This window comes from Aggregatibacter sp. HK296 (assembly GCF_980469475.1).
Map to the genome: position 1 here is coordinate 540029 of NZ_OZ413142.1, position 16664 is coordinate 556692.

At 42.7% G+C, this 16664-nt stretch carries 13 protein-coding genes; 2 read left to right on the forward strand and 11 right to left on the reverse strand.

Annotated elements, in window-relative coordinates:
• Positions 1–95 precede the first annotated feature (95 nt).
• Both purD and glyA read left to right on the forward strand, forming a co-directional pair.
• Positions 96–1385: a phosphoribosylamine--glycine ligase gene (gene purD / locus AC30SH_RS02715; RefSeq protein ID WP_212509836.1), complete on the forward strand. Its 1290-nt coding sequence runs from the start codon at positions 96–98 to the stop codon at positions 1383–1385.
• A gap of 213 nt (positions 1386–1598) precedes the next feature.
• Positions 1599–2861: a serine hydroxymethyltransferase gene (gene glyA / locus AC30SH_RS02720; RefSeq protein WP_006718964.1), complete on the forward strand. Its 1263-nt coding sequence runs from the start codon at positions 1599–1601 to the stop codon at positions 2859–2861.
• 161 nt (positions 2862–3022) lie between these two features.
• Here glyA and secF read toward each other — a convergent pair whose 3' ends face one another.
• The 11 genes from secF to AC30SH_RS02775 form a co-directional block, all read right to left on the reverse strand.
• Positions 3023–3988, reverse strand: coding sequence for a protein translocase subunit SecF (gene secF / locus AC30SH_RS02725; protein ID WP_032997941.1), 966 nt, complete (start codon positions 3986–3988; stop codon positions 3023–3025).
• 17 nt (positions 3989–4005) lie between these two features.
• The gene (secD, locus tag AC30SH_RS02730) at positions 4006–5856 is read right to left on the reverse strand and encodes a protein translocase subunit SecD (protein WP_212509835.1); all 1851 of its coding nucleotides are present in this window, start codon (positions 5854–5856) and stop codon (positions 4006–4008) included.
• A 30-nt stretch (positions 5857–5886) separates the two neighbouring features.
• Complete coding sequence (yajC, locus tag AC30SH_RS02735; RefSeq protein ID WP_006718961.1) at positions 5887–6186, reverse strand: preprotein translocase subunit YajC; 300 nt, start codon at positions 6184–6186, stop codon at positions 5887–5889.
• A gap of 162 nt (positions 6187–6348) precedes the next feature.
• Positions 6349–6570, reverse strand: coding sequence for a sulfurtransferase TusA family protein (locus tag AC30SH_RS02740; protein ID WP_212509834.1), 222 nt, complete (start codon positions 6568–6570; stop codon positions 6349–6351).
• 19 nt (positions 6571–6589) lie between these two features.
• A complete protein-coding gene (locus tag AC30SH_RS02745) occupies positions 6590–7108 on the reverse strand; it encodes a hemerythrin domain-containing protein (protein WP_314885293.1) in 519 nt (172 codons plus the stop codon).
• A gap of 69 nt (positions 7109–7177) precedes the next feature.
• Positions 7178–8329 (reverse strand): tRNA guanosine(34) transglycosylase Tgt, encoded by a 1152-nt coding sequence (gene tgt, locus AC30SH_RS02750; protein WP_111305335.1) that lies wholly within the window; start codon positions 8327–8329, stop codon positions 7178–7180.
• A gap of 109 nt (positions 8330–8438) precedes the next feature.
• Positions 8439–9530 (reverse strand): tRNA preQ1(34) S-adenosylmethionine ribosyltransferase-isomerase QueA, encoded by a 1092-nt coding sequence (gene queA, locus AC30SH_RS02755; protein ID WP_314885294.1) that lies wholly within the window; start codon positions 9528–9530, stop codon positions 8439–8441.
• Positions 9531–9812: 282 nt separating this feature from the next.
• The gene (gene trhP / locus AC30SH_RS02760) at positions 9813–11201 is read right to left on the reverse strand and encodes a prephenate-dependent tRNA uridine(34) hydroxylase TrhP (protein WP_212509830.1); all 1389 of its coding nucleotides are present in this window, start codon (positions 11199–11201) and stop codon (positions 9813–9815) included.
• A 178-nt stretch (positions 11202–11379) separates the two neighbouring features.
• The gene (locus AC30SH_RS02765; RefSeq protein ID WP_212509829.1) at positions 11380–13395 is read right to left on the reverse strand and encodes a YdgA family protein; all 2016 of its coding nucleotides are present in this window, start codon (positions 13393–13395) and stop codon (positions 11380–11382) included.
• A 133-nt stretch (positions 13396–13528) separates the two neighbouring features.
• A complete protein-coding gene (fbpC, locus tag AC30SH_RS02770) occupies positions 13529–14575 on the reverse strand; it encodes a ferric ABC transporter ATP-binding protein (protein WP_111305338.1) in 1047 nt (348 codons plus the stop codon).
• A gap of 16 nt (positions 14576–14591) precedes the next feature.
• Complete coding sequence (locus tag AC30SH_RS02775) at positions 14592–16649, reverse strand: ABC transporter permease (protein WP_212509828.1); 2058 nt, start codon at positions 16647–16649, stop codon at positions 14592–14594.
• Positions 16650–16664: the final 15 nt, after the last annotated feature.

Sequence of the window (16664 nt, forward strand, 5' to 3'; positions counted from 1 at the left end):
AATGTACTATGAGGTTGAAATAACTTCTGCCAAATCTCCCCTACCCCTCTTTGCTAAAGAGGGGATTAAATTCAAAAAGACACAAGGACTACAACATGAATATCCTTATCATCGGAAACGGCGGCCGTGAACACGCCCTCGCTTGGAAAGCGGCGCAATCTCCATTAGCGGATAAAATTTTCGTTGCACCGGGCAATGCGGGGACGGCGTTAGAACAAAAAGTCGAGAACGTGAATATCGCTGCAACGGATGTTCCTGCGTTGGTTAAATTTGCCCAAGATAACCACATTGGTTTAACGATCGTGGGGCCTGAAGCGCCACTTGTGATTGGGGTGGTGGATGCGTTTCGTGCAGTCGGTTTAAACATTTTCGGACCAACGCAAGCAGCAGCGCAATTGGAAGGTTCAAAAGCTTTTACCAAAGATTTTTTAGCGCGTCATAAAATCCCAACAGCGGAATATCAAAACTTCACTGAAGTCGAGCCGGCATTGGCTTACTTGCGTGAAAAAGGCGCACCAATTGTCGTTAAAGCGGATGGTTTGGCTGCAGGCAAAGGCGTGATTGTGGCGATGACGTTGCAAGAAGCGGAAGACGCGGTGCGGGATATGCTGTCCGGTAATGCCTTTGGTGAAGCTGGCAGTCGGGTGGTCATTGAAGAATTTTTAGATGGCGAAGAGGCGAGTTTTATCGTTATGGTGGATGGCAAAAACGTCGAACCTATGGCGACCAGTCAAGACCATAAACGTGTGGGCGAAAAAGACACGGGCTTGAATACCGGCGGCATGGGGGCTTATTCTCCTGCGCCTGTGGTGACACCTGAAATTCATGAACGCGTGATGCGTGAAGTTATCTATCCAACGGTCAACGGCATGGCGGCAGAAGGCAATGTTTACACCGGTTTCTTGTATGCCGGTTTGATGATCATGCCAAATGGTCAGCCGAAAGTGATCGAATTTAACTGTCGTTTCGGTGATCCGGAAACCCAACCGATCATGTTGCGTTTAGAATCGGATTTGGTGGAACTTTGTCTTAAAGCCTGTGATGGCAAATTGGACGAAGTGAAATCCCAATGGAATCCGAAGGCTTCTTTGGGTATCGTATTGGCTGCAGAAGGCTATCCGGGGGATTATCGTAAAGGCGCTGAAATCAGCGGTTTGCCTCAAAGTGCGGTCGAAAATGAGAAAGTTTTCTTGGCGGGCGTAGAAGCGAAAGCGGGCAAGTTAGTTACTAATGGAGGCCGCGTGCTTTGTGCTACGGCATTGGGTGAAAGCGTATTTGAGGCACAACAGAAAGCGCTGAAACTGGCTGAACAAATCCAATGGAACGGACGTTTTTATCGTCGTGATATCGGCTATCGCGCCGTGGCACGTGAGCAGAAAAAATAGCAAAAAAAATGATTCGTAAGTTCGTCTAAGTACTTGCGAACCAGATGGCGGTGCCGGCAAAGGCGACGTTAAAAATCTAATGGATTTTTTGACCGCACTTTTATGAATAGTTTTCATTGATTTGATGAAAATTTAGGACTTAATTTTTAATTAAATTTCAATCCATAAACAGTTAAACTATACCACTCAAAATTACATAACGAGGAAAACACAATGTTTAAAAAGAGCATGAACATCGCTGATTACGATCCGGTTTTATGGCAAGCCATTCAAGATGAGAATCGTCGTCAAGAAGAACATATTGAATTAATCGCTTCTGAAAACTATGCCAGCCCGCGCGTAATGCAAGCGCAAGGTTCTCAATTCACCAATAAATATGCGGAAGGCTATCCGGGCAAACGCTATTATGGTGGTTGTGAGTACGCTGACATTGTGGAGCAGTTAGCGATTGATCGTGCGAAAGAATTATTTGGCGCAGATTATGTGAACGTGCAACCGCACTCTGGTTCACAAGCGAATGCAGCCGTTTATATGGCATTATTAAATCCGGGCGATACCATTTTAGGCATGAGCTTGGCACATGGTGGCCACTTAACCCACGGTGCTTCCGTGAGCTTCTCCGGTAAAATCTATCATGCAGAACAATATGGTATTACGGATGAAGGTTTGATTGACTACGATGCTTTGCGTAAACAAGCCCATGAAGTGAAACCGAAAATGATTGTGGGCGGTTTCTCTGCTTATTCTCAAGTGGTTGATTGGAAAAAAATGCGTGAAATCGCAGATGAAGTAGGCGCCTATTTATTCGTGGATATGGCGCACGTTGCCGGTTTAATTGCGGCGGGCGTCTATCCGAATCCACTTCCGTATGCTCATGTTGTTACAACAACAACGCATAAAACCTTAGGTGGTCCACGTGGCGGTTTAATTTTATCTGCCAGCGGCGATGAAGAAATGTATAAAAAACTTCAATCTGCAGTCTTCCCGGCTGGTCAAGGTGGTCCATTAGTTCACATTATTGCGGCAAAAGCGGTATGTTTCAAAGAGGCGTTAGAGCCGGAATATAAAATCTACCAACAAAATGTCTTGAAAAATGCAAAAGCCATGGTGGAGGTGTTTAAACAACGCGGTTACAAAGTGGTTTCAAACAGCACCGAAAATCACTTGTTCTTGGTGGATTTAGTTCAACAAGGTTTAACCGGTAAAGCGGCGGATGCGGCACTTGGTAAAGCAAACATTACCGTGAATAAAAACTCGGTACCAAATGATCCACAAAAACCATTTGTGACTTCCGGTATTCGTGTAGGTACACCTTCCGTTACCCGTCGTGGCTTTAACGAGCAAGACTGTCGTGAACTTGCCGGCTGGATGTGTGATGTGTTAGACGCACTCGGTAAAGACAATGAAGAACAAGTGATTGCGGCGACAAAAGAAAAAGTATTGGCAATCTGTAAACGTCTTCCGGTTTACGCCTAATTATTCAGGCATTTCTCTTTAAGCGGCGAATTTCGCCGCTTTTTTATTGCTTAAAGTGCGGTCGAAAAATAAAACGTTTTTATGGCGTTATTCGGAAAATGTGATGAGCCTTGGAAATAAAAAAGGTCGTTAAAAAACGACCTTTTTTGTTTTAGTGATTTTTATGGTAACTCTTCAATATCATCTTTATTCACTTTCGGTTGAACCATGTGTTCACGGGTTAAACCTAAGTCATAGGCGATAGCAATCGCAATGAAGATGGAAGAATAGGTACCGAATCCAATCCCGATGAGCAAGGCTAGTGAGAAACTGTGAATGGTCGGCCCCCCGAAGATGAAGAGGGCGATAACGACAATTAACGTGGTGAGCGATGTCATAATGGTACGGGATAGGGTTTGGGTTAAGGAAATATCGATGATGTCGATGGCAGAAATCCGTCTGATTTTACGGAAGTTTTCACGCACACGGTCGAATACCACGATACTGTCGTTTAACGAGTAACCTACCACGGAAAGGATCGCCGCAATAAAGGTTAAATCCATTTCGATTTGTAAGTAAGAGAATGCACCAAGGGTGACAATCACGTCGTGCGCTAAAGAAAGCACACCACCGGTTGCTAAACGCCATTCAAAACGCATGCCCACATAAAGCAAGAGCATAATGAGGGTGGCTAAGGTGGCGTAAATTGCCCCTTGGGTCAATTCTTCACCTACGTTAGGTCCGACAAACTCAATGGAGCGGATTTGAATATCACTATCCAAGGTGTTCAGCATTTTTTTGACATGATCGCCGATTTGTGCATCATCGGTTGCCGGTAGGCGAATCATCACATCGCGGACCCCACCGGTGGTTTGCACGAGTGGACTCTCAATGCCGTTTTGTACTAACGTAGAACGGATTTTTTCCAAATCTGCCGGTTGAGAGAAGTGGGTATCAACCACCACGCCACCGGTGAAATCTAAGCCCCAGTTGAAACCTTTGGTAAATACAAAGAATAATGAAACCGCGATAATCACAACGGAAGCAAGGTAGCCCCATAGACGGAATTTCATGAATTCCACTAAACGGAAAGGGAGTTTAATGCCTTGAATTTCTTTAATTGGCTGACTTCTATTTTCTAAATTCACAATATATTTCCTCACCGTTAAATTGATAATTTATCAATTCGTTTGCCGCCGTATAAGAAATTCACGATTGCGCGTGTTCCGGTGATTGCGGTAAACATGGAGATAGCAATCCCTAAAGATAAGGTGATTGCGAAGCCTTTGATCGGACCCGTCCCTACAGCATAAAGTGCTACCGCAGTCAAAATGGTGGTTAAGTTCGCATCGAAGATAGAACTGAATGCACCGCTATAACCTTCGCTAATAGCTTGTTGAACAGGGCGACCGTTGCGAATTTCTTCTTTTATTCGCTCAAAGATTAACACGTTTGCGTCCACGGACATCCCTACTGCCAATACGATACCGGCAATCCCGGGCATGGTGAGCGTGGCGCCCGGTAATAAGGACATCAAGCCGACCAATAAAATGATATTGGCGATTAAGGCGACATTGGCAATAAGACCGAATTTACGATAGTAAATGACCATAAAGGCGACGACGATCATTAAGCCCCAAAAACTTGCTTGCAAACCTTGTTCGACGTTTTGCGCACCAAGAGATGGACCAATGGTGCGTTCTTCCACGATTTGAATCGGCGCAATTAACGCACCGGAACGAAGTAACACCGCAAGGTTTTGTGCTTCTGCCGGAGAGTCAATGCCGGTAATTTGGAATTGACTACCGAAACGGCCTTGAATGGTGGCAACGTTAATCACTTCTTCGTGTTTTTGTAAAATGGTTTTGCCATTTTCGTCTTTTTTGCCGCTATCTTTATATTCCACATACAACGTCGCCATTGGTTTTTGGATGTTGGCGCGTGTAGTTTGTGACATGATTTCGCCGCCTTCGCTATCCAAGGTGACGCTTACTTGCGGTCTAGAGGTATTTTGATCCACACCGGAACTGGCGTTCGTAATGTGCTCACCACCTAATACGGCACGTTTATATAGCACGATAGGGCGATTGTTTCTGTCATATTTTACTTCAGAATCAGAAGTCACCATGCCGCGAGCGGCTGCCTCTAAGTTTGCATTACCATTGACTAAGCGGAATTCAAGGGTCGCCGTAGCACCCAGAATTTCTTTCGCGCGAGCCGTATCTTGTACCCCCGGCAATTCAACCACGATACGTTCTGCGCCTTGGCGTTGAATTACGGCTTCTGCGACACCAAGTTCGGTGACACGTTTACGCAAAATACTTAAGTTTTGTTCAATCGCACTTTCGCGAGCTTCGTTTAATGCCGCATCAGATAACGCCAAAGACAGGGTATTATCAGAAATCGCACGAATGTCTAAGGTCGGATGCTGTTTGCGCAAATAACGTTGTACATCAGATAACTGTTCCGGATTAACCAAACTTACGATTGTGGAAAAATTCTCCGCTGACTTAATAGCGCTGTATTGATATTTTTCTTTGCGCAATTCGGCACGTAAGGAATCTTGTAATTGCTCTTGACGTTTGGTGAGCGCAGAATTCATATCCACTTCCATCAGGAAGCGTACACCACCACGCAAATCCAAGCCCCATTTCATCGGATTGCCGCCAATGCTACTTAGCCATTTTGGCGTTGCCGGTGCAAGGTTTAGGGCGATAGAGTAGTTATTGCCTAATTTTTCAGTGATTTTATCTTTGGCGAGTAATTGGTTATCGGTATTGTTAAAACGTACAAGAATAGAGCCGTTTTCTAACACGATGGATTTAGTTGCCAGATTATTTTCTTTTAGGACAGTTTGAACTTCGCTTAGCACGCTGGAATTAGCTTCCTGACCACGAGTTCCTGAGATTTGTACGGCAGGATCTTCACCGTAAAGATTTGGAAGAGCGTATAAAATACCAATGGCGACCAAAAAGATCACCATTAGATTCTTCCATAAAGGGTAACGATTTAACATAGATTTCCTGTTCCCTTGAGGAATGTAAGATTAAAGGGTTTTAATTGTGCCTTTCGGTAATACCGCTGCAATGTAGTTGCGGTTGATGGTCACTTCAGTGCTGTCGTTTAACGCGATAACGATGCTGTCGCTGTTTTCAACTACTTTGGTGATTTTACCAATGATACCGCCGGCGGTTAATACTTCGGTGCCTTTGGTTAATTCGGACATTAATTTTTTGTGTTCTTTATTTCTTTTTGCTTGCGGACGATAAATCATGAAATAGAAAATCAATCCGAAGATGATGAAAATAAATAACATTGACATTGGGCTGCCTTGTTGAGCTTCCATTCAAATTTCCTTTTAGTTAATGAAAAGAGAAGACGCTATGGAGCGTCCGTAAACTGATTAAAATCGGCTGTTAAAATACCATAAATTCGCTTAAATGTGAAAATGATATTGTAAAAATGACGGCAAAAATGACCGCACTTTTTAAGGCTGAAAATAGGGCGGTTACTTATTGATTTTAGTGATTTGAATGGTACGTTGAGATTGACTTATTACAGCAAAAGACAACTGCTGTACTTCGCAAAATAAACGAAAATCTTCGATGTCACTTTCCGCAGCAAGCCACACCGTCAATACATCATTTGGGGCTAATGTGTTGACGGCATTTTTCGTCATCAATAACGGCAGAGGACAACGATACTCACGAGTATCAAGTTGATATTCCATAATTTAAATCAACGATAGCTTAAGCTTGTACGCGACGACGGGCGCTCATGATGTTGCCGATTTCGCGTAATTCCGATTCCGACAAATGTTGTTTACCAAGCTTAAATAACGGCTCTTCCAAGGCGATATGTTTGTCGTAGCCTGAGACCACATTGTTGATCAACGCCATATCGACATTCTCCCGCTCGCCATTCAACAAGGCTTGCAACTGTTCAGATAATTTTGCCCAGTTATCATGCAAGGTCATGTGCTGTCTTTTTAATTCATCAATGTCTTTTTGCGCTTCCGGCACATATTTCACCAACAATGGGAAAAAATCTTTTTCCTCATCATCATGGTGCAATGGGGCTGACTGATTGAAATAATTGAGAATTTGCTGAACGTCATTTTTCACCGCCTGATTACAACCGTTTTTTGCCAAATAATCAGGCAAAATGGTTAGCTGACGACAAAAGCGTTTCACTTTGCTATGGCAGGCATACAACATTTCAATGGGTTCATTCCAACTGGCGAATTTTTGAGGTTCAAGGATTTGCATAGGAACTCCTGTGAGAGATGAAAGTGCGGTCGAAAAAACACGTAAATTTTCCACCGCACTTTTAACTGATTATTTTTCTGTTTCTGCAAGTTGTAACGGCGGAACAGGCTTGCCGATTCTCGCATAAAACTCCACCACGAAATCATCGAAGCGATCGTCTTCAATGGCTTGGCGGATTTCCGCCATTAAACGTTGGTAATAACGCAAGTTGTGGATGGTGTTTAGGCGCGCCCCGAGGATTTCACCGCATTTATCCAAATGATACAAATAGGCTTTGGTGTAATGCTTACAGGTGTAGCAATCACAGTGCGGATCTAACGGGCTGGTATCGTCTTTGTATTTAGCGTTGCGTATTTTCACAATGCCGTCGGTGACGAATAAATGACCGTTACGTGCATTACGGGTTGGCATCACGCAGTCGAACATATCGATGCCGCGGCGTACACCTTCCACTAAATCTTCAGGTTTGCCCACGCCCATTAAATAGCGTGGTTTGTCGGCAGGGATTTGCGGGCAAATGTATTCCAAAATGCGGTGCATATCTTCTTTCGGTTCGCCTACGGCTAAACCGCCCACGGCATAACCGTCGAAACCAATGTTCACCAACCCTTCCAAAGATACTTTGCGTAATTCTTCAAAGGTACCACCTTGGATAATGCCGAATAAGGCGTTTTTGTTGCCCAATTCATCAAAACGGTTGCGGCTGCGTTGCGCCCAGCGTAAAGACATTTCCATGGATTTTTTTGCATAGTCGAAGGTTGCAGGGTAAGGGGTACATTCATCGAAAATCATCACAATGTCGGAACCTAAATCATATTGGATTTCCATGGACTTTTCCGGTGATAAGAAAATGCGTTCGCCGTTGATCGGGTTTTGGAATTTCACGCCTTCTTCGGTAATTTTACGCAACTTGCCCAAGCTGAACACTTGGAAACCACCGGAGTCCGTGAGGATCGGACGATGCCATTGCATAAAATCGTGTAAATCGCCATGTTTACGCATGACTTCTTGCCCCGGGCGAAGCCATAAATGGAACGTGTTACCAAGGAGAATTTCAGCACCGGTGGCGCGTACTTCTTCCGGGGTCATGCCTTTTACCGTGCCATAAGTGCCCACGGGCATAAACGCCGGGGTTTCAACGGTAAAGGTGCCTTGTGGGCGTTCAAATACCAAGCGACCACGACGGGCGTTGCCACTGGTTTTATCTAATTCATACTTCATTTCATTTCCTCAACGAATAAACAGTTCGAAGGTTTTTAGTCAATAAAAAAGCCTGAGTAACAGGCTTGAGTTGCAGGATTTTAGGTGGAGAACCTAAATAAGTCAATTTCTATTCCATTCCCTTCACATTCGGATTTTTGCTGATAAACATAGCGTCGCCATAACTGAAAAAACGATAGCGATTTTCCACTGCACTTTTATACGCATCCATGGTATGGCTAAACCCTGCGAAAGCAGAAACCAACATAATCAATGTGCTTTCCGGCAAATGGAAGTTAGTAATTAAACAATCCACCACGCGGAATTTTTTGCCCGGATAAATGAAAATAGATGTATCGGAAAAATACGGCTCAATTAACACATCACGTTGTTTTTCTTCCGCCGCTAATGCTGCACTTTCAATGGATCGCACGGAGGTTGTTCCCACGGCAATCACGCGCTTGCCGGCTTTCTTGGTGGCTAGAATTGCATCACAAACCTCTTGCGGCACTTCCACGTATTCTGCGTGCATAACATGATCTTCAATGTTTTCAACACGTACCGGTTGGAACGTTCCCGCGCCCACATGCAAGGTTACAAAGGCGAAATTGACGCCTTTCTCTTTGAGTTTGGCTAGAAGTTCATCATCAAAATGCAAACCGGCAGTCGGGGCGGCAACGGCTCCCGGCACTTTGTTATAGACGGTCTGATAACGCTCTTGATCCGCTTCTTCGTCAGGACGATCAATATAAGGTGGCAAAGGCATATGCCCGATTTGTTGTAAAACGTCAAAAAGTGCGGTCTGTTTTTCAGCGATTTCAATTTCAAATAAACTGCCTTGGCGACCAACCATTAAGGCTTTTACGCCGTTGCCTTCGCCTAATTTATCTTCCCCTAAAATCAGTTCAGCGCCTTCTTTCGGCGCTTTGGAGGCGCGAACATGGGCAAGAAAACGGGATTCGCTTAACACGCGCTCCACCAAGACTTCTATTTTTCCGCCACTAATTTTGCGCCCGAACATCCGCGCAGGAATAACACGGGTATTATTGAAGATCATCAAATCGCCCGGATGAATCAATTCCAACACATCGGCAAAAGTGCGGTGGAAAATGTCCCCGTTTTCGCCATTCAACTGCAATAAACGGCTGGCAGTTCGTTCTGTTTTGGGATAACGGGCAATCAACTCATCTGGTAAATCAAAATAAAAATCAGCAACACGCATAATGGAATATCTGGTTTGAAAAAGAGGGCGGTAGTCTAGTGCGAATTGGGGAGAATCTCAAGGAAATAAAAGAAATCACGCTAATTTCTTTTGGCGAATATGTAGAAGAAAGTATTTGTACGGCCTAATTCATCCTTTAATCTATGTTTTATTTTTCTCAAGGCAAAAAAAAGCCCTTTCAAGGGGGTAAGGGCTAAAAGTATTTGGAGTCATATTTTTTTTAGGGTACGAGTTGCATTATATGCTTCCAAATTAATAATGCAACATTTATTTAACAATAAATTAACTTTTCTTTTCGTGCGGATTGCGCGTGTTGGTATCAACCAAATTTCGCATGAGCAACGCATAGTCCAAATGAATGTCTTGCGGCACGTCTAAGAAGACAAAATGCCCGTCGCCCAAAGCGGCATCGATTTCCGCATTTTTACGGTTGAGCATTTTGTTGATTTTAAACACGATGTTGCCTTGTGGCGTCATCATTTCCACTTCATCGCCGAGCAAGAATTTATTCTTCACTGCCACTTCTGCCATGCCAAGTTCATTACGTTTACCGGTGAATTCGCCGACAAATTGTTGACGATCGGAAATGGAGTAGCCGTAGTCATAATTTTGGTATTCATCGTGGGTGTGGCGACGTAGGAAACCTTCGGTATAACCACGGTGAGCAAGGGACTCTAAGGTGTCCATCAAGCTTTCATCAAACGGTTTGCCGGCAGCCGCATCGTCAATGGCTTTGCGATACACTTGGGCGGTACGGGCACAGTAATAGAAGGATTTGGTACGACCTTCGATTTTTAAAGAATGCACGCCAAGTGCGGTGAGTTTTTCCACATGTTGCACGGCGCGTAAATCTTTCGAGTTCATGAAGTAAGTGCCGTGTTCGTCTTCAAAGGCGGTCATTTGCTCGTTAGGATTTTGCGCTTCGGTATAAAGGAACACTTTATCGGTCACTGCGCCTTCGCCTAGGGTTGGGGCGACATTTTTTACCTCAATCTGTTGGCTTGGGTCGAATTTCGGCACGATATTGCCTACGTCATCCACTTTGCCTTCTTCCATTTTGTATTCCCAGCGGCAGGCGTTCGTGCAGGTGCCTTGGTTTGGATCGCGTTTGTTGATATAGCCTGAAAGCAGGCAACGGCCGGAATACGCCATGCAAAGTGCGCCATGCACGAAAATTTCCAGTTCAATATCCGGTACTTGTTGGCGGATTTCGGCGATTTCATCAAGAGAAAGTTCGCGAGATAAAATCACGCGGGTTAAGCCCATTTGCTTCCAGAATTTCACAGTCGCCCAGTTCACCGCATTGGCTTGCACGGAAAGGTGAATATCAATGTCAGGGAAGTGTTCGCGTACCAGCATAATCAAACCGGGATCGGACATGATAAGCGCATCCGGCCCCATGTCGATAACCGGTTGTAAATCCTTAATAAAAGTTTTGAGCTTGGAATTGTGCGGCGCAATGTTCACGACGACATAGAACTTTTTGCCGAGCGCATGGGCTTCATCGATACCGATTTTTAAATTAGCGTGATTAAATTCATTATTGCGTACGCGCAAGCTGTAACGCGGTTGGCCGGCATACACGGCGTCTGCGCCATAAGCAAAGGCATAACGCATATTTTTTAAGGAGCCGGCGGGGGAGAGTAATTCAGGTTTAAATGAGGTTGTCATAGTTGTCTCTTATGGTCTGATTTCAAGTCAGGAATTTGCGCAAGGCAAATCGTAAAGAGGGGTATTTTAGGCGGATTTTGCTTTTTGTAAAGGATAAGTGCGGTGGAAAAATAAAATGTTTTTTAGTCGAAACTGAATGAAAAAAGTGGGCGTGTAGCCCACTTTCTTGTGATGGTATTTAGTCTTTACTTTCCGGCTGAGAAGAATCCATCAGTTCATGTTGCTTCAGAAGTTCTTCTACGGTTTTTCCGTTAATTAGAAAACGGTTATTGTCTCTTTCTAATGTCAGAACATAGTTATCGCCTTCTTCGATAAATATCGGAAATAGTCGTTCTTCCGGTTTAAGCTCAGTCAACAAGGCTTGCCAAAATGGTGAGACTTTTTTGATTTTTAAACTTTCTTCATCAGAAGTCTCCGCGAGCCCTTTGCTTAGAATAATATTGGTCGTGCTTTGCATATTTTCGATGAACATATCTGCGATGGACTGTTTATCTTTAGTTGTTTTTAACGCGCCTTTCAGGTGGATACTCACCGGATAGGCTTTTGTGGTTGGATAGGTATTTAAATTGAAGGTGAGGGTTGTGTTATCACTGGCTAAATCTAGATCTTTCCATTGATTTCCAAGGAGTTTTTGTGTGGTTTCCGTTGTGAAATAAGCTGAACACAATGATGCAGTCAACCCAAAGCAAAACTGATTTTCTGCAAATTGAGCAATATTATTCACGGTGAGCGGTAGATTGAAAGCAAGATCTTCCATTTGCGCTTGTGCTTCAGACAACGTCAGTTTTTTTAGTGAAAGTGTGGAATTTCCACGATATTGGTTGTTTTCCTCTGAGCCTTGATGTTTTAACGCTAATGTTTCCAAAGAGACATTTTGGTAATTAAATGCTTGTAATGAGATTTCTGCATTGCTGTTTCCAGCCATTGTGTTTGCCCATTGTTTCTTCAGCTTTAATAAGCTCTTGTTATCTTCTTTGGGGGCATTTTTGATGGAAAGGGCATCTAAATAGAGTGGAATAAATGCCAATTTGTTTTCCAAGTTATAGCCATCAAGTTGATAGACGATTTGAGCCCCTTTGGCTTCCCATTGTTTGCTTTGATCTTCCGGCGTCTGCTTGATGCTAGCAGCATTTAATTGCAAAGTCAGATTGGCTTTGGCGAGATCTGCATTTGCCATCGTTAAATTGAGTTTCGCCTCATTTAAATTAAAGTAAGGCTTTTGATTTTTAGGTGCATCCACGGATTTGACGGAAAGGGTTCCGTTAAATATGTGGTTTTGCGTGAGGACGGCGGATAAAAAATTGGCTACCTGTTTAATATTTTGCTCACCGTTTAGCTGTTTCTTAAATTCATTGGCAAAATCCACCGCACTTGTTACACCTTGCTGTTGTACATTTAGCATTATGCCGTTAATCACGGTTTGGCTTTCTTCTGTCGTACGTTCTTTGTTGGCAATGCGTAAGGTGTCGCTACTCAATTGGGTGGAAAGATCGCGCAAGTCTGTATCAGCCGATTTTTTTACAACAAATTGATAACGGGCGTTTTTCAGTTGGATTTTGGTGTTTTCGCCATTTAACAAATCCCATTCGGCATTTTTAGCATTGAGTTCAAGGGTTGAAATGTCGTATTGGTTTTCGCCAACGGGCACCAGTTTAATCTGGGCACCAATTTGTTCTAATTTGCTGTTTTTATCATAGTTAAAGCCGCTTAAATTGGCATTAAGCTCTACGTTTTTTGTACCCGCATTAAAGTCTAGAGTGACTGAAAGCGTTTGCGCTTTGTTCGTAAAATCACGGAAGTCGGTGAGGACGTTTGATTGCAGGTAATCACCTACCGGTGAAAATTTGCTGTTAATGGTGTTTTTATCAATGGTGATATTGAGATCTTTGTTTAATTGACGTACCAATTGTTCGGAAAGTTTAGATTCCGCCGTAATGAAAAAAGGCAACGCCGTCAGTTTGGTAGAAATAATATTGGTTTTTTGGCCATCATTATTTTCTAAACTAAAGGTAAGCTCACGACTGAAAAAGTTCTTGGCACTTTCTGTCACATTGAGGCTGAGTTGATTATCTAAAGAATAAGGGAATTTTTGTAAAACCTGATCCACTTGCTGATTGGTATAAAACTGCGCGCCTCCGCCAAGTACAATGATAATAGCAGCAAGGGTTAAAGTGACTTTTCTTTTTTTACTCATGTGATTCTCAAACTTAGGTTAAGGTTGTTTCGATGACGATACGGAACGCCAACGTTAAAAATGCCGTAAATAATAACCGCACTTTACTCTCTTGAATATAAAGTGCGGTTAAAATTTTAATTATTTTTGATTTTTATTGGTTTTTTAACAGGAAAACGCCTTGTTCGGAAAGATGCACATAGGCTTCTTGCGATGCCGGGTTGAACTGTTCCGGACGGCAGTTAATCAACAAATCTTGACCATGCCATAACGCTACGACTTCCCAATGGTTGCCCATGTACACCGCACTTTTAATCGTGCAACGTTGGGCTTCTGTGCCGGTTTCATGGAGATAAACAGCTTCCGGGCGAACGCCTGCCAAGCAATCCCCGTCCGGTAAATTGAATTGAGCGGCATTATTTAAGGCAAGTTCATAGCCATGAATGTTAACGGTATTTCCTTGCAATTTCGCCGGGAAAATACTGGATTCGCCCATGAAGTTAGCTAAGAATAAGGAGTTCGGGCGTTGATACAGATCTTTTGCCGGCGCCTTTTGCATGATTTTCCCTTTATTCATCACGATAACTTCATCGGATACCGCAAAGGCTTCTGTTTGGTCGTGGGTCACGTATAGAGACGTGATGCCAAGGCTTTGTTGTAATTCACGGATTTTTTCCCGCATTGCGCGACGTAAGTTAGCATCGAGGTTACTTAAGGGTTCATCGAACAGTAACACTTTCGGCTTGAGAACAAGCGCACGAGCAAGCGCCACACGTTGTTGTTGACCACCGGAGATTTGGTCCACATAACGATCTTCAAACCCAGCCAAATCCACCAATTCCAAGGCTTCTTTAACGCGCTGTTTACGCTCTTCCTTGCTCACGTTTTGCATGCGTAAGCCGTAGCCCACGTTATCACCGATACTCATGTGTGGGAACAACGCATAGGATTGGAACACGATACAAATATCACGGTTTTGAATGGACGATTTGGTTACGTCTTCACCGTCAATGAAAATTTGTCCGGAGGTTGGATTTTCAAGACCGGCAACTAAACGCAAGATGGTCGTTTTACCGCAACCGGATGGACCAAGCAACGTCACCATGGTGCCGCGTTTAATGGTTAAATCCAAATCATCAATTACCACAGATTTGCCAAAGGCTTTCGTGACATTTTTTAATACTAAGAAATCATTACTCATATTTTTTACCTACAACTTAATTCATTTTTTTCGCTTTGGAACGGGAAATGCGGGTGTCACCGACAATCCAGTCGAAGAATAAAATAATCGCCATCATCACCACAATTAAGATAGAGCCGTATGCAATGGCAATCCCATACTCGCCGTCTTCGACACGGTTTAGGATGTATGATGTAGCAACCCTCGTATCAGCAGTAACTAAGAATACAATGGCACTGACGGTGGTCATTGCACGAACAAAGCTCGTTACTAAAGCTGATAATAAGGCGGGTTTTAACAGTGGAAATACAATGAAACAAATTGTTTTAAATGAACTGCCTTTAAGTGAAAGAGAGGCTTCATCTAGAGATTTGTCCAACTGACCTAGCCCGGCTATAGCTGCGCGCATACCTATAGGCATATTACGCATAACCATTGATAAGATAACAATTAGGCCCGTTCCTGTAATATAAATAGGCGCATCATTAAATGCGAGAATATAAGATACCCCTGCAACAGTACCAGGCACAGCAAAGCAAAGTAAGGTTAGAAATTCTAGAGTCTTCTTACCCTTGAATTCACGACGCACGGTAATATAGGCAATTAATAAACCAAATAATGCCGTTATAGGTGCAGCAGTTGCGGCAAAAATAACAGTTTGAATTAATGATGGCCAAGCTCCATCACTGAATCCCTGACCAAATAGGGTAATATAATTTTTCAATGTTAACGTGTAATTTACGCCCCAGTTTACGGTGAAACTACCATAGAAAATACTGCCGTAAAGTAATACGTTGAATACTACCCAAAATCCCAAAATAAAGGTAATTGTATACTTCATTGTGGTTGGTAACTCTTGTACGTCACCGCGGTAAGATTTACCGGATACTGTTGTGTAAGAGCGATTACCTATCCACCAATATTGGATAATGAAAATACCTAAAGAGAAAATTAACAATATTGTTCCTAGAGTACTTGCGGACGCGTAATCTAACTGAGAACCTGCTATGTAGAAGTAGATTTGTGATGAAATTACGTCAAAGCTTCCACCTAAAACTAATGGTGTACTAAAGTCTGCAATAGATTGGATAGCAACAACTAAAAATGAATTTGCTAACGCAGGTTTCAACAATGGAAAAATAATATTGAAAAAGGTTTGGTAGCGATTTGCTCTTAAAGTATAAGAAGCCTCTTCAATTGATGGATGGATTGATTTTAATGCCCCTTCTAAAATCATAAAAGACATTGGTGTTAAGGCAAGTGTATGTGCGATAACGATACCTGTGAAGCCATATAGCCAGTTACTATCAAATCCTAAATATTCAACTAAATATTGGGTGATATAACCAGAGCGACCTAACATTAAGGTCACACCTAATCCCACTACAAAAGGTGGGGTTACGATAGGCAGTATGGAAAAGATTTTACCTATTACAGCACTTCGTTTAGCAATTCTTGTTGTATATAGTGCAAATACTAAACCAAAGACTGTAGCTAGTACCCCAATTGTTCCTGCAACAGAAAGAGAATTTAGAATAATTCTAACGACATAAGGCTGTTTCACTATATCAATGACTTGTCCAGGAATAAACTCTGAACCCTTGTAAAACATTGATACAAAGATTGTCAATGTTGGATAAACAATAAAAAAGAATATGAGCAAGATAATACTAATTAAAGAACCGATAATAAATTTATCGCTTTGCATCACCTTCATTTTTGCAAGAGCATTAGTAGAAATTGCAATTAATGCTAGAGTCAGAATAAAAATAGAATATCCTAAGCTTATCTTAGCAAGTGTGGCTGAAATCATCACAAATGCAAAAATGATACAGGATAAAATAAATTCAATTTTCCCTTGAGATACGGCACCTTTCTTTTTCCATAAAATAGAAAATAGAGGAATAAGGAATAAGGATCCAAACCATGCCCATGTTAAATTAGGTTGATTCCATCCCATTGCAGCAATGACTTCATCTGAAGTAGAGTCAAAAATGCCGTAATATAACGCCAATGATGGTAGGCAAAGAAAGCCTACCATCGCGAACATTACCCAAAAGAGATTGGAATTGAGAAAATTATACAGCTTTCTCATAAAGCCTCCATTTTT

Bases quoted from the DNA above. Each gene is read 5' to 3' on its own strand.
- purD (WP_212509836.1), top strand. From the start codon at position 96: ATGAATATCCTTATCATCGGAAACGGCGGCCGTGAACACGCCCTCGCT.
- glyA (WP_006718964.1), top strand. From the start codon at position 1,599: ATGTTTAAAAAGAGCATGAACATCGCTGATTACGATCCGGTTTTATGG.
- secD (WP_212509835.1), bottom strand. From the start codon at position 5,856: ATGTTAAATCGTTACCCTTTATGGAAGAATCTAATGGTGATCTTTTTG.
- yajC (WP_006718961.1), bottom strand. From the start codon at position 6,186: ATGGAAGCTCAACAAGGCAGCCCAATGTCAATGTTATTTATTTTCATC.
- AC30SH_RS02740 (WP_212509834.1), bottom strand. From the start codon at position 6,570: ATGGAATATCAACTTGATACTCGTGAGTATCGTTGTCCTCTGCCGTTA.
- AC30SH_RS02745 (WP_314885293.1), bottom strand. From the start codon at position 7,108: ATGCAAATCCTTGAACCTCAAAAATTCGCCAGTTGGAATGAACCCATT.
- tgt (WP_111305335.1), bottom strand. From the start codon at position 8,329: ATGAAGTATGAATTAGATAAAACCAGTGGCAACGCCCGTCGTGGTCGC.
- queA (WP_314885294.1), bottom strand. From the start codon at position 9,530: ATGCGTGTTGCTGATTTTTATTTTGATTTACCAGATGAGTTGATTGCC.
- trhP (WP_212509830.1), bottom strand. From the start codon at position 11,201: ATGACAACCTCATTTAAACCTGAATTACTCTCCCCCGCCGGCTCCTTA.
- AC30SH_RS02765 (WP_212509829.1), bottom strand. From the start codon at position 13,395: ATGAGTAAAAAAAGAAAAGTCACTTTAACCCTTGCTGCTATTATCATT.
- fbpC (WP_111305338.1), bottom strand. From the start codon at position 14,575: ATGAGTAATGATTTCTTAGTATTAAAAAATGTCACGAAAGCCTTTGGC.
- AC30SH_RS02775 (WP_212509828.1), bottom strand. From the start codon at position 16,649: ATGAGAAAGCTGTATAATTTTCTCAATTCCAATCTCTTTTGGGTAATG.